Genomic DNA, 23,234 nt, shown 5'->3' on the forward strand with positions numbered 1-23,234 from the left:
TGTGTTTATTTAAATAAAAATTAAAATTTGGCACAAAAAAAAGCTCCTTTAAAAATAAAAGAGCTTTTGTTTTTTTATTAACGGTAGCAATCTACCTTTTGTCAAGTTCGACAAAAGATCTTAAATTTTCACCAGTATATACTTGTCTTGGTCTACCAATTGGCTCACCATTTAATCTCATTTCTCTCCATTGTGCAATCCACCCTGGCAATCTACCTAATGCGAACATTACTGTAAACATTTCTGTTGGTATGCCCAAAGCTCTATAAATAATACCTGAGTAGAAATCTACATTAGGGTATAATTTTCTATCCACAAAGTACTGATCTTCCAAAGCCTCTTTTTCTAAGCCTTTGGCTATATCAAGAATAGGGTCATTAATACCTAAATCTGCCAATACCTCGTCAGCTGCAACTTTAATGATTTTTGCACGAGGGTCAAAGTTCTTATATACTCTATGTCCAAAGCCCATTAATCTGAAAGGATCAGATTTATCTTTAGCCTTGGCCATATATTTTTTGGTGTCACCACCATCCGCTTCAATTGCTTCAAGCATTTCTAAAACAGCTTGGTTCGCACCACCGTGTAGTGGTCCCCAAAGAGCTGAAATACCAGCAGATAACGATGCAAATAATCCAGCATGTGAAGAACCTACGATACGAACAGTACTTGTAGAACAGTTTTGTTCATGGTCTGCATGTAATATCAACAACTTATCTAAGGCTTCAATGACAACTTTATTCTTTTTATAATCTTGGTTAGGACGCTTGAACATCATTTTATGAATGTTCTCAACATACCCTAAACTATCATCTCCATAATCTAATGGAAGACCTTTCTTTTTACGTAAAGTCCAAGCTACAAGAACTGGGAATTTTGCAAGTATACGTACAATTGCGTGATACATATCCTCATCTGAACTTACATCAACAGTAGAAGGATTAAATGCAATTAGAGCACTTGTTAAAGATGATAGAACACCCATTGGATGTGCGGACTTTGGAAAACCATCCAATATCTTCTTCATCTCTTCATCTACGTGAGATTCATCTTTAATATCCTTGTGGAACTTTGCCAGTTCCTCCTTGTTAGGTAAGTCTCCAAATATTAAAGCATAGGCAACTTCTAAGAAATCAGCTTTCTCGGCTAATTCTTCAATTGAATACCCTCTATAACGTAAAATACCTTTTTCGCCATCTAAAAAAGTAATAGCACTTTCACATGATCCTGTATTTTTAAAACCCGGATCAATGGTTATCATTCCTTTGGTTGCTGAACGCAATGACTTGATATCTATTGCAAGTTCATCTTCGGTTCCCTTAATTACCGGAAACTCATATTTTTCACCATTATATTCTAAAATAGCTTTGTCTGACATTTTTAATTTTTACGTTTTAAATACTCCTCGTAAAGTTAACAAAACAGGATTGGTCTACCAATTTCATAAATCTGTTTTGGGTAAAATTAACAATAAGTACTATGAATAGCTTTCATTACAACAGATATAGTTTATCATAATACTCATTTAAGGATTTCTCCCAAGTAAATCTCACTTTTTTAGCATTGGATTTAATTTTTTTCCAAGTGTCTTTATCATGCTCCCAAATAGTCAATGCTTCATCAAAGCTCTTCACCATATTACTAATCTGTTCATCATAGGTATTTCCACTAAAAGCAAAACCAGTTTTTAAATGCTCTACCGTATCTTTTAGACCGCCTGTATGATGAACTAGGCAAGGATTTCCATTTCTCATTGCTAACATTTGACTTATACCACAAGGCTCAAACAAACTTGGCATAAAATAAAGATCGGTTTCCAAGTACATAGAATCTATTAAATCTTCTGATTGACCGTTCGTAAAAACAAAATTCTTATGATGATAACTCATATGACGAAAGAATTCCTCATAATCAGGATCACCAGTCCCCAAAAGCATAAAAATACCATCCACTTCACTTAGCCTAACCAACATCTTTTCAAAGGCCTCTGGTGAGCGTTTTAAAAAATAAAATTTCTGCTCTGTAAGCCTTGCTACACTAGACACAATAAATTTAGGTCTATTCCCTACATACTGCATTATTTTTTCACCAGTATGGGCTAAAAAATCAGCTTTGTATTTCTTGGAGTTTTCTTGCAACCATCTAAAAAGTGCTTTTACCGTATTCCTATACAAAAGACCTTTTTCTGCAACTCTAATATTACCGTAATTACTCGCATTCAAAATTCCAAATAAACGACCTTCATTATCTGCCTTCAACAAATCATTTTCCAAACTTTCACCGCCAATAAACTCTGGTCTTCTACTAGGTAGTAGAACATCTTCTTTATAAGATGGCGATACTGTATGAACGGCATCTGCCAAGCGTATGCCCACAGCCATTAAATTTATACAGTCTTGATATCTTAAATCCTTTAAGGCATTATGATCCAATTGTATTTCTGGAAACCAATTGTTAACCGAAGCATAATTATTATAAAAGGGACGAATACCCTGTATAGCCAAATTATGAATGGTATAGACATATCTCATCTTTTTTAGATCATTATAATTTGGGTGATAGGTCTTTATAAACAAAAGTGCCGCTGAATGCCAATCATGCATATGCACAATATCCAGATCACCAAAAGCTCCAATTTTAATAGCCTCTGCGGTAGCAGTGCAAAAAATAATGAATTTTACAAAATCATTAAAAAATGGCTCGGTAGGATCATCATGATAAATATGAGCAATTCCACCTTCTAAAATTTCTGGATGATGAATTACATAATGTGTAATATTTTTATCTACCCTTTTTGGAATTACCTCATATAATTCTGCCGTATACGGAACACCACGTAAGCTAAATTCTAGTTTGGTCTTAAAAATTCCGTTTTTATGTAATCTAGAATAAGCTGGTACGACAACGTGAACTTTATCTTCTCGTTTCGAAATTTCCCTAGGCACATCTCTAACAACATCACCCATTCCACCAGCTTTACAATCTGGAATAGCATCGTTTTCTGCTGAAACAAAAAGAAAATTATTCATACGCCAATAAAATGGTATTAAATGTGGTTTATTCTCAAAAGGTAGTTAAAGTTTTGAAGTACGCCAAAAAAAAAGCCTTTCTAATAAGAAAGGCTTAATTATAATTTTAGCACAGAAATTAACCTAATTTAAAGGCTTTTTCTTGAGGGTAGTAAGCTGTACTCCCCAATTCTTCTTCTATTCTAAGTAGTTGGTTATATTTAGCCATACGATCAGACCTTGATGCTGATCCTGTTTTAATTTGACCTGTATTCAATGCAACCGCTAAATCAGCGATAGTATTATCTTCAGTCTCTCCAGAACGGTGAGACATTACTGAAGTATAACCTGCATTTTTAGCCATATTAACCGCCGCTATAGTTTCTGTCAATGTACCAATCTGGTTTACTTTGATCAAGATGGAATTTGCGATTCCTTTTTCTATACCTGTAGACAAACGCTCAACATTGGTTACAAACAAATCATCACCAACTAATTGAACTTTATCTCCAATTTTGTCAGTTAAAGATTTCCAACCATCCCAATCGTTTTCATCCATACCGTCTTCAATAGAGATAATAGGATACTTTGCACTTAGATCAGCTAAATACTGAGCCTGTTCTTCTGAAGTTCTAACAACACCAGATTCACCTTCAAATTTAGTGTAGTCATATTTTCCATCTACAAAGAATTCCGCTGCAGCACAATCCAATGCGATCATTACATCATCACCTAAGGTATAACCTGCGTTTTTAACCGCTTTTGCAATGGTATCCAAAGCATCTTCAGTACCACCTGCTAGGTTTGGCGCAAAACCACCTTCATCACCTACTGCAGTACTAAGTCCACGGTCATGTAACACCTTTTTAAGATTATGGAATATCTCCGTACCCATCTGCATAGCGTGTGAAAAGCTTTTCGCTTTAACAGGCATAACCATAAATTCCTGAAATGCGATTGGTGCATCTGAGTGAGATCCACCATTAATAATATTCATCATTGGAACCGGTAATGTATTAGCGCTTACACCACCAATATATCTAAAGAGTGAAAGACCTAATTCATTGGCAGCAGCTTTAGCAGCAGCAAGAGAAACACCCAAAATAGCATTAGCTCCTAATTTAGATTTATTTGGAGTACCATCTAAATCTATCATTGTTTGATCTAATAAATTTTGATCAAACACGTTCATACCTAAAATTTCTTCAGCAATAACACTATTTACGTTATCAACAGCTTTCATTACACCTTTACCCATGAAAGTCTCCCCTCCATCACGCAACTCAACAGCTTCATGCTCACCTGTAGAAGCACCAGAAGGAACCGCTGCTCTACCCATTACACCATTTTCTGTAACTACATCTACTTCAACAGTTGGATTTCCTCTAGAATCTAATATCTGCCTTGCGTGAACATTTAATATAATACTCATTTTTAATCTTTTTATTTGTTGTTTGTATTAAAAAGTAAAGATACGAAACAGGGAAATCAATGAGTTTGTTTACACCCTTGATTTCCCAATAATTTAATGTTTATTTAAACTATTTCGTTATGTTTTGAACTTTTCTCAATTAATTTGAAAAAATCATCAAAAAGGTAATCTGCATCATGTGGTCCTGGACTTGCTTCTGGATGATATTGTACAGAAAATACATCCTTATCCTTCATTTTTATACCAGCTACTGTTTTATCATTTAGATGCGTATGGGTGATTTCCAAATTAGAATTTGCTTCCGTCTCTTCCCTATTAATTGCAAAACCATGGTTTTGAGAGGTTATTTCACCTTTACCTGTAACCAAGTTCAATATTGGATGATTAATTCCTCTATGACCATTGTGCATTTTGTATGTAGAAACACCGTTTGCCAATGCCAAAACTTGATGACCTAAACAAATCCCAAAAAGAGGCTTGTCCGTTTCAATCATCTTTTTTACAGCTGCTATAGCATCTACTAATGGTTCTGGATCTCCAGGTCCATTAGATATAAAGAAAGCATCAGGATTCCACGAAGACATTTCCTCAAAACTACTGTTGTATGGAAAGACTTTTATATATGCCCCTCTTTTAACCAGATTTCTTAAAATATTCTTCTTTATCCCAATATCTAAAGCTGCAATTTTAAAAGTTGCATTTTCATCACCAACAAAATATGCTTCTTTTGTAGATACTTTTGATGCAAGTTCAAGACCCTCCATACTTGGGACCTCACTTAAACGTTTCTTAAGATCTTCAATATTATCAACATCTGTAGATATAACCGCATTCATAGCTCCGTTATCACGTATATAACTTACCAATGCACGAGTATCGACATCTGAAATTGCAAAAAGATCATTCTGTTCTAGAAATCCCTGAAGGCTATCATCTGCTAAAGGTCTAGAATATTCATAACTGAAATTTCTACAAACTAACCCAGAGATTTTTATTGATTCAGATTCTATTTCGTCTTTATTAACACCATAGTTACCAATATGAGCATTAGTAGTTACCATTATTTGCCCAAAATATGAAGGATCTGTGAAAATTTCTTGATATCCGGTCATGCCCGTATTAAAACATACCTCACCAAAAGCAGTACCCTCTTTATCACCAACAGATTTACCGTAAAAAATAGTTCCGTCTGCAAGTAGTATTAACGCTTTTCTTTTTGCTTGATATTTCATCTTGTACTTATAATTTATTCGTTAACAAAAAAACATAAAAAAAAGGATAAGCTAGATAGCTTATCCTTTTTCATTATTAATATTTATTGACAATGTTATTCCTTTGAATCATCTGTCTTAGCTTCTGTATCGGTTTGTGCTTCAGCTTCAGGCTTAGTCTCTTCAACTACCTTAGCTTCCTTTTCAGCTGCAGGAGCTTCAGTAGCAGCGGAGCCAGATCTTCTACTTCTTCTAGTAGATTTTTTCTTAGGCTTACCAGCATTGTATAATTCGTTGAAATCAACCAATTCTATCATTGCCATATCAGCATTATCACCTAAACGATTACCAAGTTTAATGATTCTTGTATAACCACCTGGTCTATCGGCTACCTTCTCAGAAACCACACTGAATAATTCAGTTACAGCATTCTTGTCACGTAAGTTTTTGAAAACTATACGTCTGTTATGGGTACCCTTTTCAGCACTTACATTGTTCTCAGCTTTTGATTTAGTAATCAAAGGCTCAACAAACTGTTTTAAAGCTTTCGCTTTCGCTACAGTAGTATTGATTCTTTTGTGTTCAATCAATGAACAAGCCATGTTTGCCAACATAGCTTTTCTATGCGCTGTTTTTCTACCTAAGTGATTAACTTTTTTACCGTGTCTCATGTTTTTGTTTTATCATCTTGCTACCAAACTCGATAGAACGAGGAGCAAAATATGATTATTTAATCTTTGTCTAATTTATATTTTGATAAATCCATACCAAAACTTAATCCTTTGTTGATTACAAGTTCTTCAAGTTCTGTTAAAGATTTTTTACCGAAGTTTCTGAACTTCATTAAATCATTCTTATTGAAAGAAACTAAATCTCCTAAAGTATCAACTTCAGCCGCTTTTAAACAGTTTAGAGCACGAACGGAAAGATCCATGTCTACTAATTTAGTTTTCAACAATTGTCTCATGTGTAAAGACTCTTCATCATAGGTCTCCGTTTGAGCAATTTCATCCGCTTCTAAAGTGATACGCTCATCAGAGAATAACATGAAGTGATGAATAAGAACTTTTGCAGCTTCTGTTAAAGCATCCTTAGGATGAATAGAACCATCCGAAGAAATTTCAAAAACTAATTTTTCGTAATCGGTTTTTTGCTCTACACGAAAGTTTTCAATACTATATTTTACATTCTTAATAGGTGTAAAAATAGAATCAACAGCAATAGTACCTAATGGAGCACCAGACTTTCTATTTTCTTCCGCAGGAACATATCCTCTACCCTTTTCAATAGTAATCTCCATATTGATGCTAACTTTTGCATCCATATTACAGATAACCAAATCTGGATTTAATACTTGATAACCAGAAATAAATTTTTGAAAATCACCGGCAGTCAATTGATTCTTTCCACTTACAGAAATTGAAACAACTTCAGCTTCAGAATCTTCTATTTGCTTCTTGAAACGAACTTGTTTCAAGTTTAATATAATCTCTGTTACATCTTCAACAACGCCAGGAATCATAGAGAACTCATGCTCTACTTTATCTATCCTAACCGAAGTAATTGCATGACCTTCTAACGAAGACAGCAATACTCGTCTTAATGCATTCCCAACAGTTAATCCATAACCAGGTTCCAAAGGGCGAAATTCAAACTTCCCTTCGAAATCAGAGGAATCGATCATTATTACTTTATCGGGTTTCTGAAAATTAAATAATGCCATAATTGGATCGTTGTTGTTTATTTAGAGTATAACTCCACGATTAATTGTTCTTTGATATTTTCTGGAATTTGCATTCTTTCAGGAATAGAAACGTAAGTCCCTTCCTTCTTTTCGCTATTCCAAGAAATCCACTCATATACTGCACTACTAGCAGCTAATGAATCTTGAATACTTTGTAATGATTTAGATTTCTCTCTAACACCAACAACATCTCCCGCTTTTAATGAATAAGAAGGTATGTTTACCAACTCACCATTAACCGTAATGTGTCTATGAGATACTAATTGTCTTGCACCGCTTCTAGTTGGAGATATACCCATTCTATAAACTACGTTATCTAAACGTGACTCACATAATTGAAGTAAAATCTCACCAGCAACACCTTCTTTTCTCTTAGCAGTCTGGAATAAGTTTCTAAATTGTTTTTCTAAAATACCGTAAGTATATTTAGCTTTTTGTTTCTCCATCAATTGAACAGAGTATTCAGATTTTTTACCTCTTCTTCTGTTATTACCGTGTTGTCCTGGAGGGTAATTTTTCTTTTCGAAAGATTTGTCGTCTCCGAAAATTGCTTCGCCGAATTTACGAGCGATCTTTGATTTTGGTCCTGTATATCTTGCCATTTTCTAAAAATTTGAAAGTGAGATTATGAATTAAGGCTTATCCTTCGATAATCGTAATTACACTTTCGGTGAAATTATTTGTAATTAATTAAACTCTTCTTCTTTTTGGAGGTCTACACCCGTTGTGAGGCATTGGAGTAACATCAATGATTTCAGTTACTTCGATACCTGCATTATGTAAAGACCTAATAGCAGATTCCCTACCATTACCTGGACCTTTTACATAAACCTTAACTTTTCTCAAACCTGCTTCATGAGCAACTTTTGAACAATCCTCAGCAGCTACTTGAGCAGCATAAGGAGTATTTTTCTTAGACCCTCTAAAACCTAACTTACCAGCAGATGACCAAGAAATAACATCTCCTTTTTTATTTGTCAAAGAGATAATGATATTATTGAAAGAAGCGCTAATGTGTGCTTCACCAACAGAATCAACTATAACTTTACGTTTCTTGGTAACTTTAGTACTTGCCTTTGCCATACCTAATTATTATTTAGTTGCTTTCTTCTTGTTAGCAACTGTTTTACGCTTTCCTTTTCTAGTTCTAGAGTTGTTCTTAGTTCGCTGACCTCTTAAAGGTAAACCTGATCTATGACGAATTCCTCTATAACACCCAATATCCATTAAACGCTTAATGTTCAATTGAGTTTCAGAACGTAATTCACCTTCAATTGTAAATTCAGAAACAGCTTCCCTGATACGTCCTATTTCATCATCATTCCAATCAGAAACCTTAGTATCTTCGCTAACTTGGGCTTTACTCAATATTTCTTGTGACCTACTTCTTCCAATTCCAAAAATGTAGGTTAAGGCGATAACACCTCTCTTTTGTTTTGGTATATCTATACCTGCGATTCTTGCCATAATTACCCTTGTCTTTGTTTAAATCTAGGATTCTTTTTGTTGATTACGTACAACCTGCCTTTTCTGCGAACAATCTTGCAGTCGGCACTTCTCTTTTTAACTGATGCTCTTACTTTCATCTTGTATCTTAGTATCTATATGTAATTCTTGCTTTTGTAAGGTCATACGGACTCATCTCCAATTTAACCTTATCTCCAGGTAATAGTTTAATATAGTGCATACGCATCTTACCTGATATATGCGCTGTTACCACATGTCCGTTCTCCAATTCTACACGAAACATTGCATTTGATAATGCTTCAATGATAGATCCATCTTGTTCTATTGCTGCCTGTTTAGCCATAAATTATGCTACTTTTCTATTTTTACCGGTTTTCATTAAACCATCATAATGTCTGTTCAACAAATATGAATTTACCTGTTGTACCGTATCGATAGCAACACCAACCATAATTAACAGGGAGGTACCACCATAAAATAACGCCCATCCAGCTTGAACATCCATCAACTTTACCACAACCGCTGGTAAAATAGCCAGCAAAGCTAAGAAAATAGATCCAGGTAACGTTATTAAAGACATAATCTTATCTAAATAATCTCCAGTTTCTTTCCCAGGACGAATTCCAGGTATAAAACCACCACTTCTTTTTAAGTCATCTGCCATCTTATTAGTAGGAACCGTAATAGCCGTATAAAAATATGTGAAGATTATAATCAATATTGCAAAAAGTAAATTATAAGCCCAACCGAATATATCACTGAACTGAACTTGCATCCACTGTCCAAAAGATGTATCATCAAAAGCACCACCTATCATACCAGGTACGAACATGATTGCCTGAGCAAATATTATAGGCATTACACCAGAAGCATTTAACTTCAATGGTATATATTGTCTAGATCCCATGATGTTCTTTTCATAACCACCAGAAGCAGTTCGTCTTGCATATTGTACAGGAATCTGTCTTGTAGCCATTACTAAAAGAATACAAGCCAAAATAACCAAGAACCAAATAATAACTTCAATTAAAATGAACATTAGTCCACCATTATTATTTGTTGTTCTTGAAATAAATTCTTGAACAAAAGACTGTGGCATAGTAGCTATAATACCAATCATTATCAATAACGAAATACCGTTACCAATACCTTTATCGGTAATTTTCTCACCTAACCACATTGCAAAAACCGTACCTGTTACCAATATAATAACAGCTGGCACCATAAAATCAAGTCCCTTTCCTAACAAGAAAGCACTATCCCTAACACCAAAAGCTTCTAAACCATACAAATAAGCAGGAGCTTGAACAATACAAATACCGATAGTCAACCATCTGGTGATTTGATTGATGGTCTTACGACCACTTTCTCCTTCTTTTTGTAATTTTTGAAGATAAGGAATTGCAATACCCATTAACTGAACTACAATAGAAGCAGAGATATATGGCATAATACCTAATGCAAAAACAGAAGCATTCGCAAACGCCCCTCCTGTAAATGCATTTAAAAGACCAAATATTCCTTGATCAGTACCATCTGTTAACCCACCTAATTGTGTTGAATCTATACCTGGAAGTACGATTTGACAACCAAAACGATAAACCAACAAAAGACCTAGTGTAATAAGAATTCTATTTCTTAGCTCTTCTATTTTCCAAATATTGGATATTGTATCAATAAAATTCTTCATGCTCTCGTCTATGCTTACAAACTTATTGCTTCACCACCTGCTGCTTCAATTGCTGCTTTGGCAGATGCTGTAAATTTATGTACTGAAACTTTAAGAGAAGCTTTTAACTCGCCATTTCCTAAAATTTTCACTAAATCATTTTTACCAACTAAACCATTCTCAATTAAAATGTCTAAAGACACCTCATTGGTAATAACTTTATTATCTACAAGTTCTTGTAACTTTTCTAAGTTGATACCTTGGTAATTCTTACGGTTAATATTCGTAAAACCAAATTTAGGTACACGACGTTGCAAAGGCATTTGACCACCTTCAAAACCAATTTTCTTAGAATAACCAGATCTTGATTTCGCTCCTTTATGCCCTCTTGCAGCAGTTCCTCCCTTACCAGAACCCTGACCTCTACCAAGGCGTTTTCCGTCTCTATTTACTGAACCTTCTGCAGGCTGTAGACTATGTAAACCCATTTTATTCTAAATTTAAGCTTCCTCAGTGGAAACTAAATGTTTAACTTTATTTATCATTCCAAGAATGTTAGGAGTATCATCATGCTCAACTACCTGACCAATTCTCTTTAAACCAAGAGCCTCTAAAGTTCTTTTTTGATTTTGAGGTTTCTTAATTCCACTTTTTACCTGTGTAACTTTAATCTTTGCCATAATTTTCCTCTTAGCCTTTAAATACTTTTTCTAAAGAAACACCTCTTTGTGTTGCAATGGTTTTTGCATCTCTAAGTTGCAATAAAGCATCAAAAGTAGCTTTTACAACATTATGTGGGTTTGAAGAACCTTGAGACTTAGACAATACATCATGCACACCAACTGATTCAAGTACTGATCTTACAGCACCACCAGCAATAACACCGGTACCATGAGATGCAGGCTGAATATATACTCTAGCCCCACCGAATTTACCTTTTTGCTCATGTGGTAAAGTACCCTTGTTCAAAGGTATACGCACTAAATTCTTTTTACCATCTTCAATTGCTTTGGCAATTGCAGTAGCAACTTCTTTAGATTTACCTAAACCGTGACCTACGACACCATTTTCATCACCTACAACAACAATTGCAGAAAAACCGAATGCTCTACCACCTTTTGTTACCTTAGTTACACGCTGAATACCAACTAATTTATCTTTTAAATCTAAACCACCTGGCTTAACAGTTTCTACGTTTTTATATTTTTGGAACATACTAGTATATTAGAATTTTAGACCTGCTTCTCTTGCACCTTCAGCTAGAGACTTAACTCTACCATGATACAAATTACCCCCTCTATCAAAAGCTACTTTATCCAAACCAGCTTTTACAGATTTCTCAGCGATTGTTTTACCAACCAAAGCAGCAATCTCGGTTTTATTTCCTTTTACTTTTGCAATATCCTTATCTCTTGAAGAAGCAGATACTAAAGTGACTCCTTTAACGTCGTCTATAACTTGAGCGTAAATTTCGCTATTACTTCTAAATACAGATAACCTTGGTCTAGCTGCAGTCCCAGAAGAAACCTTACGAATTCTACGACGGATTCTTAATTTTCTTTGTGTTTTTGATAATCCCATAATATCCTATTATTAAGCTGACTTACCAGCTTTTCTTCTTAATATTTCACCTACAAACTTGATACCTTTCCCTTTGTATGGCTCTGGCTTACGGAAAGATCTGATTTTCGCTGCTATATGACCAACTAGTTGTTTGTCATGTGAAGTCAGCTTTACGATAGGATTCTTACCCTTTTCTGATATAGTTTCAACTTTTACCTCTGGGGCCAAGTCAAAAACAATGTTGTGTGAAAAACCTAAAGCCAAATCAAGCTTTTGCCCTTGATTACTTGCTCTATATCCTACACCAACTAATTCCAATTCTTTAGTCCAACCTTTAGAAACACCTTCAACCATATTAGTGATAAGTGATCTATACAAACCGTGCTTAGCTTTATGCTCTTTAGAATCTGAAGGTCTTGTTACCCAAGCCTGACCATCTTCTACTTTAATCGCTACACCAGAGAATTCTTGAGTCAATTCACCTAATTTTCCTTTTACAGAAATTATATTGTCATTGATTTCAATTGTAACTCCTTCTGGAATTGCGACTGGATTATTACCTATTCTAGACATTTTCTAAATCTTTAATCAATTAATAAACGTAGCACAAAACTTCACCACCAACTTTCTCTGCCTTGGCCTGCTTGCTAGTCATTACACCATGAGATGTAGAAACAATTGCAATACCTAAACCATTCAATACACGTGGCAATTCTTCACTGCCGGCATATTTTCTAAGACCAGGCTTACTTATACGCTGTATTTTCTTGATAACAGGCTCTTTTGTAAGCTTATCATATTTCAAAGCTATTTTAATAGAACCTTGAACCTTGTCTTCTTCAAACTTATAACTTAAAATATATCCTTGATCGAACAATATTTTAGTTATCTCTTTCTTTAGATTTGACGCAGGGATTTCAACAACCCTATGTCCCGCTCTACTAGCGTTTCTAACTCTCGTTAGGTAATCTGCAATAGTATCTGTTACCATGTATATATAATTCGGGAACGGTTTTCAGCAATAGGCTAAACCTGAACCCATTAATAATCTTTTATTTACCAGCTAGCTTTCTTAACCCCTGGAATTAATCCAGCGTTAGCCATCTCTCTGAACATTACCCTTGAAATACCAAAAGTTCTCATGTAACCTTTTGGTCTACCAGTTAATTTACATCTGTTATGCAAACGTACCGGAGATGCATTTTTAGGTAATCTCTGCAACGCTTCATAATCACCAGCTTCTTTCAAAGCTTTGCGCTTTTCAGCATAATTTGCTACAGTTCTTTCCCTTTTTCTCTCACGGGCTTTCATTGATTCCTTAGCCATACTAATTCTTTTTAAAAGGTAATCCTAATTCTGTTAATAATGATTTTGCTTCCTTATCCGTATTGGCAGAAGTTACAAATGTAATATCCATACCGTTAATTCTATTGATTTTATCAATATTAACTTCAGGAAATATAATTTGTTCCGTAATACCTAAGTTGTAATTTCCACGACCATCAAAACCTGTTGCTTTAATACCTTGAAAATCTCTAACACGTGGTAAAGCAGAAGTAACCAAACGATCCAAAAATTCGTACATACGCTCACCTCTTAAGGTAACTTTTGCACCTATCGGCATACCTTTTCTTAATTTAAAGGCAGCAACATCCTTTTTAGACATTGTAGCAACAGCTTTCTGACCAGTAATCATAGTCATTTCATCTATTGCATGGTCTATAAGTTTCTTGTCAGCAACGGCAGCACCTACACCTCTACTCATTACTATCTTCTCTAACTTAGGAACCTGCATTACATTACTGTAACCAAACTCTTCGGTAAGGGCAGCTATAATTCGCTCCTTATACTCTTTCTTTAATCTTGCAACGTATGCCATAACTAAATTACTTCATTGGATTTTTTGGAAACCCTAACTTTTTTACCATCCCTTACTTCGTAACCTACTCTAGTTACATCTCCAGTTTTACTGTCGATTAACCCTAAGTTAGAAATATGGATTAAAGCTTCTTTTTTTACAATACCACCTTGAGGATTCTTAGCACTAGGCTTCTCATGTTTAGATACCATATTGGCACCTTCAACGATGGCTTTATTTTTCTCAAGATCAACACGCATAACTTTACCTTCGGTACCTTTATGGTCTCCAGCAATGATTCTTACCGTGTCTCCTGTTTTGATTTTTAACTTTTTCATCTTGTCCGTTATATTATAATACCTCTGGGGCCAATGATACAATCTTCATGAACTGCTTATCCCTAAGCTCTCTTGCAACAGGTCCGAAAACACGTGTTCCTCTCATTTCTCCGGCAGGATTCAATAACACACAAGCGTTATCATCAAATCTGATATAAGACCCATCAGGTCTTCTAACCTCTTTCTTTGTACGAACTACAACAGCTGTTGACACCGCACCTTTCTTGATACCTCCATTTGGAGTTGCCTCTTTAACGGTAACAACAATTTTGTCACCTATAGAAGCATATCTTCTTTTGGTACCACCAAGAACACGAATAGTTAAAACTTCCTTTGCTCCGGTGTTATCCGCTACTTTTAGTCTAGATTCTTGCTGTAACATAACTTATTTAGCTCTTTCTAAGATTTCTACTAATCTCCAACATTTGGTTTTACTCATAGGACGAGTTTCCATGATCTTTACAGTATCACCAATGTTACAATCGTTCTTTTCGTCATGCGCAACATACTTCTTTGTCTTCAAAACGAATTTACCGTACATAGGATGTTTTACTCTTTTCACCTCAGAAATAACTATGGATTTCTCCATCTTATTACTAGTGACAACTCCTACTCTCTCTTTTCTTAAGTTTCTTTTTTCCATAAAGCCCACCAATTATTGGTTTTCCCTATTAGTTAATTCAGTTGCTATTCTTGCCACCGTTCTCCTTACTTTTCTAATCTGAAGTGGATTTTCTAACGGAGTTACAAAATGCGCAATTTTCAAATCTGAATGTTGCTTCTTGTACTCGGCCAGTTTCTCCGTAAGTCCTTCCACAGACATTTCTTTAATCTCTTGTTTTTTCATTATTCCTTACGTTTAATTTCCAGCCTCGTAATCACGAGCTACAATAAATTTAGTTTTAACAGGAAGTTTTTGAGCCGCCAATCTTAAAGCTTCTTTTGCTACTTCCATAGGAACTCCGGCCACTTCGAACATAATTCTACCTGGTTTTACCACGGCTACGAAATATTCTGGAGCACCTTTACCTTTACCCATACGTACTTCTAATGGTTTTTTGGTAATCGGCTTATCCGGAAATATTTTAATCCACAATTGCCCTTCCCTTTTCATATATCTAGTAGCAGCAATACGTGCAGCTTCTATTTGACGTGAAGTTAAAAATGCAGCATCATCAACATTCTTTATACCGAACATACCATTTGAAAGTTGGTGTCCTCTTCCAGCAAGACCTTTCATACGGCCTTTCTGCATCTTACGGAACTTTGTTCTTTTCGGTTGTAACATTACTTTAGTTCTTTAAAAAATTACTTTCTACGACGTTGTTTTCTTCCACCTTCTTGTTTACCACCTTTAGAAGAATCCTTTTGCATTCCAACTAACGGAGATAATTCTCTTTTACCGTAAACCTCACCCTTCATAATCCAAACTTTAATACCAAGTTTACCATATGTTGTTTGAGCCTCCTGTAAAGCATAATCAATATCAGCTCTAAAGGTCGATAATGGAATTCTACCATCTTTATATGATTCAGAACGTGCCATTTCAGCACCGTTTAATCTACCTGAGATCTGAATCTTAATACCTTCGGCATTCATACGCATTGCTGCAGCGATTGCCATCTTTATTGCTCTTCTAAAAGAAATTCTACTTTCTATTTGACGAGCCACACTTGCCGCAACTAAATTAGCATCAAGTTCTGGTCTTTTTATTTCAAAAATGTTGATTTGAACCTCCTTATTGGTGATTTTCTTCAACTCTTCTTTCAACTTATCAACTTCTTGACCACCTTTACCAATAATGATACCAGGTCTTGCAGTTGTTACCGTTACAGTTATAAGTTTTAAGGTACGTTCAATTATAACTCTTGAAACACTAGCTTTAGAAAGTCTTGCATGAATATACTTACGTATTTTATCATCCTCAGCCAATTTATCTCCGTAATCGTTTCCACCGTACCAGTTAGACTCCCAACCTCTGATGATTCCTAGACGATTTCCTATTGGATTTGTTTTCTGTCCCATTCTAGTTTTCTGTTATATTTTTTGACCCCAATACCAATGTAACATGGTTTGAACGTTTTCTAATTCTATGCGCTCTACCTTGTGGAGCAGGACGCAACCTCTTAAGCATAGCACCGCTATCAACTCTAATCTCAGCAACTACCAAATCAGCATCCTCTAAATTTGCATCTTCGTTTTTTGCTTGCCAATTAGCCAAAGCAGAAAGTAATAATTTCTCTAACTTTCTTGAAGCTTCTTTTGGATTGAATCTTAATATAGCTAATGCCTGCTCTACCTTTACACCACGAATTAAATCAGCAACTAAGCGCATTTTTCTAGGTGAAGTAGGACAATTGTTCAACTTAGCGAAAGCTACTTTTTTCTTCTCGGCCTTAATTCTTTCGGCCATCTGTTTTTTACGAACTCCCATAGCTTACTTTTTTCCTTTGTTTTTTGCACCAGCGTGACCTCTAAAAGATCTAGTTGGCGAAAATTCCCCAAGTTTATGTCCTACCATGTTTTCTGTTACAAAAACAGGTACAAATTGTTTTCCGTTATGAACCGCTATAGTCATCCCAACAAAATCAGGAGTAATCATAGAAGCTCTTGACCAAGTTTTTATTACCGATTTCTTACCGGATGATACACTTTGCTGGATTTTCTTCTCCAAGCTATAATGTACGTATGGTCCTTTTTTTAGTGAACGTGCCATTTCTTTCTACTTTTTTATTTCTTTCTACGTTCTATTATATACTTATTGGTGCTCTTGGTCTTCGTACGAGTTCTGAAACCTTTAGCAGGTATTCCGTTTCTCGATCTTGGATGACCACCTGAAGCTCTGCCTTCACCACCACCCATTGGGTGATCAACAGGGTTCATAGCTACCGGTCTTGTTCTTGGTCTTCTACCCAACCATCTACTTCTACCTGCTTTACCAGATACCAATAATTGATGATCAGAGTTTGAAATAGCCCCAATGGTCGCAACACAACCAGAAAGAATTAATCTTGTTTCACCAGATGGCATTTTTACAGTAACAAACTTACCATCCTTTGCCATTAATTGAGCAAATGTACCAGCACTACGCGCCATAACAGCACCTTGACCAGGTCTCAACTCAATACATGAAATTATAGTTCCCAAAGGAATCTCGCTTAATGGAAGAGCATTTCCGATCTCAGGAGCTACAGTAGCACCCGCAGAAACCTGCTGACCTACTTGTAAACCATTTTGCGCGATAACATAACGCTTTTCTCCATCTGCATATTCCAAAAGAGCAATAAATGCAGTTCTGTTTGGATCGTACTCAATAGTTTTAACAGTAGCAGCAACATCTTGCTTATCTCTCTTAAAATCTATTACACGATACCTTCTTTTATGACCTCCACCTTTTTGGCGCATGGTCATTTTTCCTTGACTGTTTCTACCTCCGGACTTTTTTAACGGAGCAAGCAAGCTTTTTTCCGGCTTATCAGCAGTAATGGCGTCAAATCCGTTTACTACTCTAAAACGCTGCCCTGGAGTGATTGGTTTTAATTTTCTAACTGACATTTCTTGTCTTTATAGATTACTGTAAAAATCGATAATATCACCTTCTACAACATCAACGATCGCTTTTTTAATTGCATTCGTCTTACCATGTTGCACACCAGTTTTTGTATATCTGGATTTTCTTGAAGGACCGTAATTCATAGTACGAACCTTCTTCACAGAAACACCATAAGTAGCTTCAACCGCATCTTTAATCTGCAATTTGTTAGCCTTAGGGTCAACTACGAATCCATAACGGTTGTTCAACTCGCTATCAGCAGTCATTTTTTCCGTTATAATTGGTTTTATCAACACACTCATGATATTATTGTTTATTTAAATTCGATTCAATTCCCTCTAAAGAGCTCTCTAACAATACCACACTATTAGCGTGAAGAATTTTGTAAGTACTTAATTCTGAGTTAGTTATAACTTCTGACCCTTTAAAATTACGCGAAGACAAATATACACCTTTATTTGAATCACCCAACACTATTAAAGACTTTTTATTCTCAAGACCTAAGGTCTTTAAAACACCAACAAAATCTTTAGTTTTTGGAGTATCAAAATCGAAGTCTTCGACTACTAAAATTGCATTTTCTTTAGACTTTAAAGTCAATGCAGATTTTCTTGCCAAACGCTTTAAGTTTTTATTCAACTTTTGGCTATAATCCTTAGGTCTAGGACCAAATATTCTACCACCACCTCTAAATACCGGCGATTTAATACTACCTGCTCTTGCAGTACCTGTACCTTTTTGTTTTTTAATCTTTCTTGTACTACCAGCTATCTCAGCTCTTTCCTTAGCTTTATGCGTACCTTGTCTTTGATGTGCCAAATACTGCTTAACATCAAGGTAAACTGCATGCTCGTTAGGCTCTATAGCGAAAACATCATCAGAAAGGTTTGCCTTTCTACCTGTGTCTTTTCCTTTAATATCTAAAACTGCTACTTTCATTACATCTACCTTTGTATAGTTACATAAGCATTCTTATGGCCCGGAACACAACCTTTAACTACTAAAAGATTCTTTTCTGGAACTACTTTTAAAACTCTAAGGTTTTGAACCGTAACACGATCCGTACCCATTCTACCGGCCATTTTCATACCCTTGAATACTCTTGCAGGATATGATGCAGCACCAATAGAACCTGGAGCTCTAAGTCTGTTATGCTGACCGTGCGTTGCTTGACCAACACCACCAAATCCGTGACGTTTTACAACACCCTGAAAACCCTTACCTTTAGATGTACCTATAACATCTACGAACTGTCCTTCAGCAAAAACATCAACACCAACGGTGTCACCTAATTTAAAATCACCTTCAAAATCTTGAAACTCAACGACTTTTTTCTTAGGAGAAGCACCTGCTTTTTTAAAATGGCCTAATTCAGCCTTATTAGCACGATTTTCTGCCTTGTCATCGAAACCAAGTTGAAGGGCACTATACCCGTCTACCTCTTCGGTTCTGACTTGGGTAACTACACATGGTCCAGCCTCAATAACGGTACAAGGAATGTTCTTTCCGTTCTCGTCAAAAATACTAGTCATGCCTACTTTCTTTCCTATTAACCCAGACATACTTATTTATATTAATTATTACTTATTAAATTCTTTTCAAAAAAATAGGGTCAAAATAATTTAACCCTAAATTATTTTTATCCGTTTTTCCCTCGCACGCAGCTTAGGACATGTAACCCAACTCTATAAAAGAGATGGACGGTGATTATACCTTTATCTCAACCTCAACACCACTTGGAAGTTCTAACTTCATAAGTGCATCAATAGTCTTAGATGAAGAGCTATAAATATCCAACAATCTCTTGTAAGAACTTAATTGGAATTGCTCTCTAGATTTTTTGTTCACGTGAGGTGAACGTAAAACCGTAAATATCTTTTTATGCGTTGGTAAAGGAATTGGCCCTGTTACAACAGCACCGGTAGTCTTTACCGTTTTTACAATCTTCTCAGCAGATTTGTCCACTAAATTATGATCGTAAGATTTTAGTTTTATTCTAATTTTCTGACTCATGTCCTAAATTTATGCTGTTATACCTTTTGCTGCTTTAATAACTTCCTCCGAAATATTAGAAGGAGTTTCCGCATAATGTGAAAATTCCATTGTTGAAGTTGCACGACCTGAAGATAAAGTTCTCAACGAAGTAACATATCCGAACATTTCAGATAAAGGAACAGTTCCTTTAACCACTTTTGCTCCAGCTCTATCACTCATATCGCCAATAGTACCTCTACGTCTATTTAAATCTCCAACGATATCACCCATATTTTCTTCAGGAGTAATAACTTCCAATTTCATTATAGGCTCCATAATTACAGCACCGGCAGCTTTACCAGCAGCTTTGTAACCCATTTTAGCAGCCAATTCAAACGAAAGTGCATCTGAATCCACAGGGTGAAAAGAACCATCCTTAAGTACAACTTTCATTGAATCCATTTCATATCCAGCTAAAGGACCATTTTGCATAGCAATCTGGAAACCTTTCTCCACAGATGGTATGAATTCTTTTGGAATACGACCACCTTTAATTTCATCAACAAACTGCAATCCATCACCTTCGAAATCATCATCAGCAGGTCCCATTTCAAATACAATGTCACCAAACTTACCACGACCACCAGATTGCTTTTTATAAGTTTCTCTATGAGCAGCAGTTTTTGTTAACGCTTCTTTATATTCAACTTGAGGCTCACCTTGACTAACCTCTACCTTAAACTCTCTTCTTAAACGGTCAACAATAATATCTAAGTGAAGCTCACCCATACCAGATATAATAGTTTGTCCTGAAGCTTCGTCCGTCTTAACCTGGAAAGTTGGATCCTCTTCAGCCAATTTAGCCAAAGCCATACCTAACTTATCAACATCCGCCTTAGTTTTAGGCTCCACAGCAATACCGATTACAGGCTCTGGGAAGTCCATACTCTCCAAAACAATAGGATGCTTCTCATCTGACATTGTATCACCGGTTTTAATATCCTTAAAACCTACAGCCGCTCCAATATCTCCCGCTTCGATAAAATCGATAGCATTTTGCTTATTGGAATGCATTTGGTAAATACGAGAAATACGTTCTTTTTTACCTGATCTATTATTCAATATATACGAACCAGCATCTAGACGACCTGAATATGTTCTAAAAAACGCCAATCTACCCACAAAAGGATCGGTAGCAATTTTAAATGCAAGTGCAGAAAAAGGCTCCTTTACACTTGGCTTACGCTTTTCAACAACCCCAGTATCAGGATTAGTACCAGCAATATCGTCCTTATCTACAGGAGAAGGCAAATATCTACATACCGCATCCAACAAAAACTGAACACCTTTATTCTTAAATGAAGAACCACAGATCATAGGTATAATTGCACGATCCATAACAGCAGCTCTTAAAGCAGCATGTACTTCTTCTTCAGTAATAGAATCTTCATCCTCGAAGAATTTCTCCATTAACTCCTCATCATACTCAGCAACAGCTTCAATCAAGGCAGCTCTATACTCCTTAACCTCTGCTTTCATATCTTCAGGAATATCAATAACATCGAAAGTAGAACCAAAGTTGTCATCATGCCAAACAATAGCCCTATTCTTTGCTAAATCTACAATTCCTTTAAAATCAGCCTCTTCTCCAATTGGCAAAACAATAGGAACTGCATTTGAACCCAACATTTCCTTAACTTGCTTACAAACCATAAGGAAGTTAGAACCCTGACGGTCCATTTTGTTTACAAAACCAATTCTTGGAACTTTGTAATTATCTGCCAATCTCCAGTTAGTCTCTGATTGAGGCTCAACACCATCAACAGCACTAAAAAGGAAAACCAAACCATCCAACACACGTAAAGAACGATTTACCTCAACGGTAAAATCGACGTGTCCTGGAGTATCAATAATATTAAAGTGATAATCTTTGGTATCAGCCAATTCCTTGGCATTTTCCAATGGAAACTTCCATGTACAGGTTGTCGCAGCAGAAGTAATTGTAATACCTCTTTCTTGTTCCTGCTCCATCCAGTCCATAGTTGCAGCACCATCATGTACCTCACCTATCTTATGACTAACACCCGTATAAAAAAGAATACGTTCTGTAGTAGTAGTTTTTCCAGCATCAATATGAGCTGCAATACCAATATTTCTTGTAAATTTTAAATCTCTTGCCATGTCTATTTAGAATCTAAAGTGCGAAAATGCTTTGTTTGCCTCAGCCATCTTGTGCGTATCGACTCTTTTCTTAACAGCAGCACCTTCTTCTTTTGCCGCCGCTAAAATTTCTCCAGCTAGTTTTTGCGCCATACCTTTCTCATTACGCTTTCTTGCATAACTAATCAACCATTTCATAGCAGTTGATATCTTACGGTCCGGTCTAATCTGCATTGGAATTTGAAATGTTGCACCACCAACTCTTCTACTTCTCACCTCAACATGCGGCATAACATTACTTAATGCATCCTTCCAAAGCTCTAAAGCTGTTTTTTCTTCATCGGTCTTTTTAGCATCTACGATATCTATTGCATCGTAAAAAACACCAAAAGCAACTGATTTCTTACCATCCCACATCATCATATTGACGAAACGCGTCACCAACTGATCATTAAATCTTGGATCTGGTAAAAGTGGTCTTTTCTTTGCCTGTCTTTTTCTCATTACTTCGTTTTAAACAAGTTTAATTACTTCTTAGGGCGTTTTGCACCATATTTAGATCTACGTTGTGTTCTACCGGCCACACCTGCTGTGTCCAATGCACCACGTACAATATGATACCTAACTCCTGGTAAATCTTTAACTCTTCCGCCTCTTACTAATACTATCGAGTGCTCTTGCAAATTGTGACCCTCACCAGGTATGTAAGCATTTACCTCCTTACCATTAGTTAACCTAACCCTTGCTACTTTTCTCATAGCTGAATTTGGTTTCTTTGGCGTGGTAGTATAAACACGTGTACAAACACCTCTTCTTTGAGGACACGAATCCAAAGCAGCCGATTTACTCTTCTTAGTAATCGTCTCTCTTCCTATTCGTACTAATTGTGATATTGTTGGCATACTATAATAATATATAAAAATTACCCCTACTTTAAGGGTCGGCAAATGTAGTCATATTTCGGTAAAATTCAAATCATTATGAATTTATTTTTATTTTTTTTCAATTCAACAGAATTCAACACAAAATTCATTGGTTAAAACTGTCTTAATATTTTAAAAACTTCATGTAAAAACCCATACAATTTTCACTTTAAATTAAATGCAGGTTTTTTAGACTTTTTCTGAAGAATTATGAATATGATAAAAAAAACCGTGTTGAATTATATAACTTTAAATATGGATCGTGTTTAATATGTAACTCCGAATTTTATAACAAGTTCTTAAAGTTTTATTAAAATTATCTTGCATTATTAAC

The 23,234-nt window shown here is 35.7% G+C and carries 36 protein-coding genes; all 36 read right to left on the reverse strand.

Annotation, left to right across the window (positions count from 1 at the left end; all coding sequences use genetic code 11):
- Nucleotides 1-91: 91 nt before the first annotated feature.
- The 36 genes from CSC80_RS02670 to rpsL all read right to left on the reverse strand — a co-directional run bounded on the left by CSC80_RS02670 (nt 92) and on the right by rpsL (nt 22,879).
- Entirely contained in the window at nt 92-1,378 is a 1,287-nt protein-coding gene (locus CSC80_RS02670; protein ID WP_058103808.1) for a citrate synthase, read from the reverse strand.
- Nucleotides 1,379-1,493: 115 nt separating this feature from the next.
- Nucleotides 1,494-3,029: a glycogen/starch synthase gene (locus tag CSC80_RS02675; RefSeq protein WP_074672200.1), complete on the reverse strand. Its 1,536-nt coding sequence runs from the start codon at nt 3,027-3,029 to the stop codon at nt 1,494-1,496.
- Between the two features lie 118 nt (nt 3,030-3,147).
- Complete coding sequence (gene eno / locus CSC80_RS02680; RefSeq protein ID WP_074672198.1) at nt 3,148-4,440, reverse strand: phosphopyruvate hydratase; 1,293 nt, start codon at nt 4,438-4,440, stop codon at nt 3,148-3,150.
- A 104-nt stretch (nt 4,441-4,544) separates the two neighbouring features.
- On the reverse strand, nt 4,545-5,672 hold the full coding sequence (gene carA, locus CSC80_RS02685; protein ID WP_058103811.1) for a glutamine-hydrolyzing carbamoyl-phosphate synthase small subunit: 1,128 nt from the start codon (nt 5,670-5,672) through the stop codon (nt 4,545-4,547).
- A gap of 95 nt (nt 5,673-5,767) precedes the next feature.
- Entirely contained in the window at nt 5,768-6,322 is a 555-nt protein-coding gene (rplQ, locus tag CSC80_RS02690) for a 50S ribosomal protein L17 (RefSeq protein ID WP_058103812.1), read from the reverse strand.
- 59 nt (nt 6,323-6,381) lie between these two features.
- A complete protein-coding gene (locus tag CSC80_RS02695) occupies nt 6,382-7,374 on the reverse strand; it encodes a DNA-directed RNA polymerase subunit alpha (protein WP_058103813.1) in 993 nt (330 codons plus the stop codon).
- Between the two features lie 17 nt (nt 7,375-7,391).
- Complete coding sequence (rpsD, locus tag CSC80_RS02700) at nt 7,392-7,997, reverse strand: 30S ribosomal protein S4 (RefSeq protein WP_058103814.1); 606 nt, start codon at nt 7,995-7,997, stop codon at nt 7,392-7,394.
- 88 nt (nt 7,998-8,085) lie between these two features.
- Nucleotides 8,086-8,478, reverse strand: a complete 393-nt coding sequence (gene rpsK, locus CSC80_RS02705) for a 30S ribosomal protein S11 (protein WP_027064807.1) — start codon at nt 8,476-8,478, stop codon at nt 8,086-8,088.
- 9 nt (nt 8,479-8,487) lie between these two features.
- Entirely contained in the window at nt 8,488-8,862 is a 375-nt protein-coding gene (rpsM, locus tag CSC80_RS02710) for a 30S ribosomal protein S13 (protein WP_036152167.1), read from the reverse strand.
- 2 nt (nt 8,863-8,864) lie between these two features.
- Nucleotides 8,865-8,981, reverse strand: a complete 117-nt coding sequence (gene ykgO / locus CSC80_RS02715; protein WP_013305171.1) for a type B 50S ribosomal protein L36 — start codon at nt 8,979-8,981, stop codon at nt 8,865-8,867.
- Between the two features lie 8 nt (nt 8,982-8,989).
- On the reverse strand, nt 8,990-9,205 hold the full coding sequence (gene infA, locus CSC80_RS02720; protein WP_013305172.1) for a translation initiation factor IF-1: 216 nt from the start codon (nt 9,203-9,205) through the stop codon (nt 8,990-8,992).
- Nucleotides 9,206-9,208: 3 nt separating this feature from the next.
- Complete coding sequence (gene secY / locus CSC80_RS02725) at nt 9,209-10,552, reverse strand: preprotein translocase subunit SecY (protein ID WP_058103815.1); 1,344 nt, start codon at nt 10,550-10,552, stop codon at nt 9,209-9,211.
- A 14-nt stretch (nt 10,553-10,566) separates the two neighbouring features.
- Nucleotides 10,567-11,019, reverse strand: coding sequence for a 50S ribosomal protein L15 (gene rplO, locus CSC80_RS02730; protein ID WP_071341363.1), 453 nt, complete (start codon nt 11,017-11,019; stop codon nt 10,567-10,569).
- 12 nt (nt 11,020-11,031) lie between these two features.
- The gene (gene rpmD / locus CSC80_RS02735; protein ID WP_027064811.1) at nt 11,032-11,211 is read right to left on the reverse strand and encodes a 50S ribosomal protein L30; all 180 of its coding nucleotides are present in this window, start codon (nt 11,209-11,211) and stop codon (nt 11,032-11,034) included.
- Between the two features lie 10 nt (nt 11,212-11,221).
- Nucleotides 11,222-11,746: a 30S ribosomal protein S5 gene (gene rpsE, locus CSC80_RS02740; protein ID WP_058103817.1), complete on the reverse strand. Its 525-nt coding sequence runs from the start codon at nt 11,744-11,746 to the stop codon at nt 11,222-11,224.
- A gap of 9 nt (nt 11,747-11,755) precedes the next feature.
- On the reverse strand, nt 11,756-12,112 hold the full coding sequence (gene rplR, locus CSC80_RS02745) for a 50S ribosomal protein L18 (protein ID WP_058103818.1): 357 nt from the start codon (nt 12,110-12,112) through the stop codon (nt 11,756-11,758).
- A gap of 12 nt (nt 12,113-12,124) precedes the next feature.
- A complete protein-coding gene (rplF, locus tag CSC80_RS02750; protein WP_058103819.1) occupies nt 12,125-12,667 on the reverse strand; it encodes a 50S ribosomal protein L6 in 543 nt (180 codons plus the stop codon).
- Between the two features lie 19 nt (nt 12,668-12,686).
- Nucleotides 12,687-13,085, reverse strand: coding sequence for a 30S ribosomal protein S8 (gene rpsH / locus CSC80_RS02755; protein ID WP_058103820.1), 399 nt, complete (start codon nt 13,083-13,085; stop codon nt 12,687-12,689).
- A 65-nt stretch (nt 13,086-13,150) separates the two neighbouring features.
- Complete coding sequence (gene rpsN / locus CSC80_RS02760; RefSeq protein WP_058103821.1) at nt 13,151-13,420, reverse strand: 30S ribosomal protein S14; 270 nt, start codon at nt 13,418-13,420, stop codon at nt 13,151-13,153.
- 1 nt (nt 13,421) lies between these two features.
- Nucleotides 13,422-13,973: a 50S ribosomal protein L5 gene (rplE, locus tag CSC80_RS02765; RefSeq protein ID WP_058103822.1), complete on the reverse strand. Its 552-nt coding sequence runs from the start codon at nt 13,971-13,973 to the stop codon at nt 13,422-13,424.
- Nucleotides 13,974-13,975: 2 nt separating this feature from the next.
- The gene (gene rplX / locus CSC80_RS02770; protein WP_058103823.1) at nt 13,976-14,290 is read right to left on the reverse strand and encodes a 50S ribosomal protein L24; all 315 of its coding nucleotides are present in this window, start codon (nt 14,288-14,290) and stop codon (nt 13,976-13,978) included.
- Between the two features lie 13 nt (nt 14,291-14,303).
- Nucleotides 14,304-14,672: a 50S ribosomal protein L14 gene (gene rplN, locus CSC80_RS02775; protein WP_027064819.1), complete on the reverse strand. Its 369-nt coding sequence runs from the start codon at nt 14,670-14,672 to the stop codon at nt 14,304-14,306.
- Between the two features lie 3 nt (nt 14,673-14,675).
- Nucleotides 14,676-14,933, reverse strand: coding sequence for a 30S ribosomal protein S17 (gene rpsQ / locus CSC80_RS02780; protein ID WP_058104316.1), 258 nt, complete (start codon nt 14,931-14,933; stop codon nt 14,676-14,678).
- Nucleotides 14,934-14,945: 12 nt separating this feature from the next.
- Nucleotides 14,946-15,137, reverse strand: a complete 192-nt coding sequence (rpmC, locus tag CSC80_RS02785) for a 50S ribosomal protein L29 (RefSeq protein ID WP_058103824.1) — start codon at nt 15,135-15,137, stop codon at nt 14,946-14,948.
- Nucleotides 15,138-15,149: 12 nt separating this feature from the next.
- Complete coding sequence (gene rplP / locus CSC80_RS02790) at nt 15,150-15,578, reverse strand: 50S ribosomal protein L16 (RefSeq protein WP_058103825.1); 429 nt, start codon at nt 15,576-15,578, stop codon at nt 15,150-15,152.
- A gap of 20 nt (nt 15,579-15,598) precedes the next feature.
- Nucleotides 15,599-16,315, reverse strand: coding sequence for a 30S ribosomal protein S3 (rpsC, locus tag CSC80_RS02795; RefSeq protein WP_058103826.1), 717 nt, complete (start codon nt 16,313-16,315; stop codon nt 15,599-15,601).
- 1 nt (nt 16,316) lies between these two features.
- Nucleotides 16,317-16,724 carry a 50S ribosomal protein L22 gene (gene rplV / locus CSC80_RS02800; protein WP_058103827.1) on the reverse strand — a complete coding sequence of 136 codons (408 nt, stop codon included), beginning with the start codon at nt 16,722-16,724 and terminating at the stop codon, nt 16,317-16,319.
- 3 nt (nt 16,725-16,727) lie between these two features.
- A complete protein-coding gene (gene rpsS / locus CSC80_RS02805) occupies nt 16,728-17,006 on the reverse strand; it encodes a 30S ribosomal protein S19 (protein ID WP_036152139.1) in 279 nt (92 codons plus the stop codon).
- Nucleotides 17,007-17,020: 14 nt separating this feature from the next.
- The gene (gene rplB / locus CSC80_RS02810) at nt 17,021-17,845 is read right to left on the reverse strand and encodes a 50S ribosomal protein L2 (protein WP_058103828.1); all 825 of its coding nucleotides are present in this window, start codon (nt 17,843-17,845) and stop codon (nt 17,021-17,023) included.
- A gap of 9 nt (nt 17,846-17,854) precedes the next feature.
- On the reverse strand, nt 17,855-18,145 hold the full coding sequence (gene rplW / locus CSC80_RS02815) for a 50S ribosomal protein L23 (protein ID WP_036152136.1): 291 nt from the start codon (nt 18,143-18,145) through the stop codon (nt 17,855-17,857).
- Between the two features lie 4 nt (nt 18,146-18,149).
- Nucleotides 18,150-18,782, reverse strand: coding sequence for a 50S ribosomal protein L4 (gene rplD / locus CSC80_RS02820; RefSeq protein ID WP_058103829.1), 633 nt, complete (start codon nt 18,780-18,782; stop codon nt 18,150-18,152).
- Nucleotides 18,783-18,787: 5 nt separating this feature from the next.
- Nucleotides 18,788-19,405: a 50S ribosomal protein L3 gene (rplC, locus tag CSC80_RS02825; protein ID WP_058103830.1), complete on the reverse strand. Its 618-nt coding sequence runs from the start codon at nt 19,403-19,405 to the stop codon at nt 18,788-18,790.
- A 145-nt stretch (nt 19,406-19,550) separates the two neighbouring features.
- A complete protein-coding gene (rpsJ, locus tag CSC80_RS02830; RefSeq protein ID WP_007094989.1) occupies nt 19,551-19,856 on the reverse strand; it encodes a 30S ribosomal protein S10 in 306 nt (101 codons plus the stop codon).
- A 9-nt stretch (nt 19,857-19,865) separates the two neighbouring features.
- Nucleotides 19,866-21,998 (reverse strand): elongation factor G, encoded by a 2,133-nt coding sequence (gene fusA / locus CSC80_RS02835; RefSeq protein WP_058103831.1) that lies wholly within the window; start codon nt 21,996-21,998, stop codon nt 19,866-19,868.
- Between the two features lie 6 nt (nt 21,999-22,004).
- Nucleotides 22,005-22,481: a 30S ribosomal protein S7 gene (gene rpsG, locus CSC80_RS02840; protein WP_027064831.1), complete on the reverse strand. Its 477-nt coding sequence runs from the start codon at nt 22,479-22,481 to the stop codon at nt 22,005-22,007.
- Between the two features lie 23 nt (nt 22,482-22,504).
- Nucleotides 22,505-22,879: a 30S ribosomal protein S12 gene (gene rpsL, locus CSC80_RS02845; protein WP_036152127.1), complete on the reverse strand. Its 375-nt coding sequence runs from the start codon at nt 22,877-22,879 to the stop codon at nt 22,505-22,507.
- Nucleotides 22,880-23,234: the final 355 nt, after the last annotated feature.

Origin of the sequence: Maribacter sp. 6B07 (assembly GCF_002700155.1) — a bacterium.
GTDB lineage: Bacteria > Bacteroidota > Bacteroidia > Flavobacteriales > Flavobacteriaceae > Maribacter > Maribacter dokdonensis.

Coding starts and splice junctions, on each gene's coding strand:
- CSC80_RS02670 (WP_058103808.1), bottom strand. CDS start 1,378: ATGTCAGACAAAGCTATTTTAGAATATAATGGTGAAAAATATGAGTTT.
- CSC80_RS02675 (WP_074672200.1), bottom strand. CDS start 3,029: ATGAATAATTTTCTTTTTGTTTCAGCAGAAAACGATGCTATTCCAGAT.
- eno (WP_074672198.1), bottom strand. CDS start 4,440: ATGAGTATTATATTAAATGTTCACGCAAGGCAGATATTAGATTCTAGA.
- carA (WP_058103811.1), bottom strand. CDS start 5,672: ATGAAATATCAAGCAAAAAGAAAAGCGTTAATACTACTTGCAGACGGA.
- rplQ (WP_058103812.1), bottom strand. CDS start 6,322: ATGAGACACGGTAAAAAAGTTAATCACTTAGGTAGAAAAACAGCGCAT.
- CSC80_RS02695 (WP_058103813.1), bottom strand. CDS start 7,374: ATGGCATTATTTAATTTTCAGAAACCCGATAAAGTAATAATGATCGAT.
- rpsD (WP_058103814.1), bottom strand. CDS start 7,997: ATGGCAAGATATACAGGACCAAAATCAAAGATCGCTCGTAAATTCGGC.
- rpsK (WP_027064807.1), bottom strand. CDS start 8,478: ATGGCAAAGGCAAGTACTAAAGTTACCAAGAAACGTAAAGTTATAGTT.
- rpsM (WP_036152167.1), bottom strand. CDS start 8,862: ATGGCAAGAATCGCAGGTATAGATATACCAAAACAAAAGAGAGGTGTT.
- ykgO (WP_013305171.1), bottom strand. CDS start 8,981: ATGAAAGTAAGAGCATCAGTTAAAAAGAGAAGTGCCGACTGCAAGATT.
- infA (WP_013305172.1), bottom strand. CDS start 9,205: ATGGCTAAACAGGCAGCAATAGAACAAGATGGATCTATCATTGAAGCA.
- secY (WP_058103815.1), bottom strand. CDS start 10,552: ATGAAGAATTTTATTGATACAATATCCAATATTTGGAAAATAGAAGAG.
- rplO (WP_071341363.1), bottom strand. CDS start 11,019: ATGGGTTTACATAGTCTACAGCCTGCAGAAGGTTCAGTAAATAGAGAC.
- rpmD (WP_027064811.1), bottom strand. CDS start 11,211: ATGGCAAAGATTAAAGTTACACAGGTAAAAAGTGGAATTAAGAAACCT.
- rpsE (WP_058103817.1), bottom strand. CDS start 11,746: ATGTTCCAAAAATATAAAAACGTAGAAACTGTTAAGCCAGGTGGTTTA.
- rplR (WP_058103818.1), bottom strand. CDS start 12,112: ATGGGATTATCAAAAACACAAAGAAAATTAAGAATCCGTCGTAGAATT.
- rplF (WP_058103819.1), bottom strand. CDS start 12,667: ATGTCTAGAATAGGTAATAATCCAGTCGCAATTCCAGAAGGAGTTACA.
- rpsH (WP_058103820.1), bottom strand. CDS start 13,085: ATGGTAACAGATACTATTGCAGATTACCTAACGAGAGTTAGAAACGCT.
- rpsN (WP_058103821.1), bottom strand. CDS start 13,420: ATGGCTAAGGAATCAATGAAAGCCCGTGAGAGAAAAAGGGAAAGAACT.
- rplE (WP_058103822.1), bottom strand. CDS start 13,973: ATGGCATACGTTGCAAGATTAAAGAAAGAGTATAAGGAGCGAATTATA.
- rplX (WP_058103823.1), bottom strand. CDS start 14,290: ATGAAAAAGTTAAAAATCAAAACAGGAGACACGGTAAGAATCATTGCT.
- rplN (WP_027064819.1), bottom strand. CDS start 14,672: ATGTTACAGCAAGAATCTAGACTAAAAGTAGCGGATAACACCGGAGCA.
- rpsQ (WP_058104316.1), bottom strand. CDS start 14,933: ATGGAAAAAAGAAACTTAAGAAAAGAGAGAGTAGGAGTTGTCACTAGT.
- rpmC (WP_058103824.1), bottom strand. CDS start 15,137: ATGAAAAAACAAGAGATTAAAGAAATGTCTGTGGAAGGACTTACGGAG.
- rplP (WP_058103825.1), bottom strand. CDS start 15,578: ATGTTACAACCGAAAAGAACAAAGTTCCGTAAGATGCAGAAAGGCCGT.
- rpsC (WP_058103826.1), bottom strand. CDS start 16,315: ATGGGACAGAAAACAAATCCAATAGGAAATCGTCTAGGAATCATCAGA.
- rplV (WP_058103827.1), bottom strand. CDS start 16,724: ATGGGAGTTCGTAAAAAACAGATGGCCGAAAGAATTAAGGCCGAGAAG.
- rpsS (WP_036152139.1), bottom strand. CDS start 17,006: ATGGCACGTTCACTAAAAAAAGGACCATACGTACATTATAGCTTGGAG.
- rplB (WP_058103828.1), bottom strand. CDS start 17,845: ATGTCAGTTAGAAAATTAAAACCAATCACTCCAGGGCAGCGTTTTAGA.
- rplW (WP_036152136.1), bottom strand. CDS start 18,145: ATGAGTGTGTTGATAAAACCAATTATAACGGAAAAAATGACTGCTGAT.
- rplD (WP_058103829.1), bottom strand. CDS start 18,782: ATGAAAGTAGCAGTTTTAGATATTAAAGGAAAAGACACAGGTAGAAAG.
- rplC (WP_058103830.1), bottom strand. CDS start 19,405: ATGTCTGGGTTAATAGGAAAGAAAGTAGGCATGACTAGTATTTTTGAC.
- rpsJ (WP_007094989.1), bottom strand. CDS start 19,856: ATGAGTCAGAAAATTAGAATAAAACTAAAATCTTACGATCATAATTTA.
- fusA (WP_058103831.1), bottom strand. CDS start 21,998: ATGGCAAGAGATTTAAAATTTACAAGAAATATTGGTATTGCAGCTCAT.
- rpsG (WP_027064831.1), bottom strand. CDS start 22,481: ATGAGAAAAAGACAGGCAAAGAAAAGACCACTTTTACCAGATCCAAGA.
- rpsL (WP_036152127.1), bottom strand. CDS start 22,879: ATGCCAACAATATCACAATTAGTACGAATAGGAAGAGAGACGATTACT.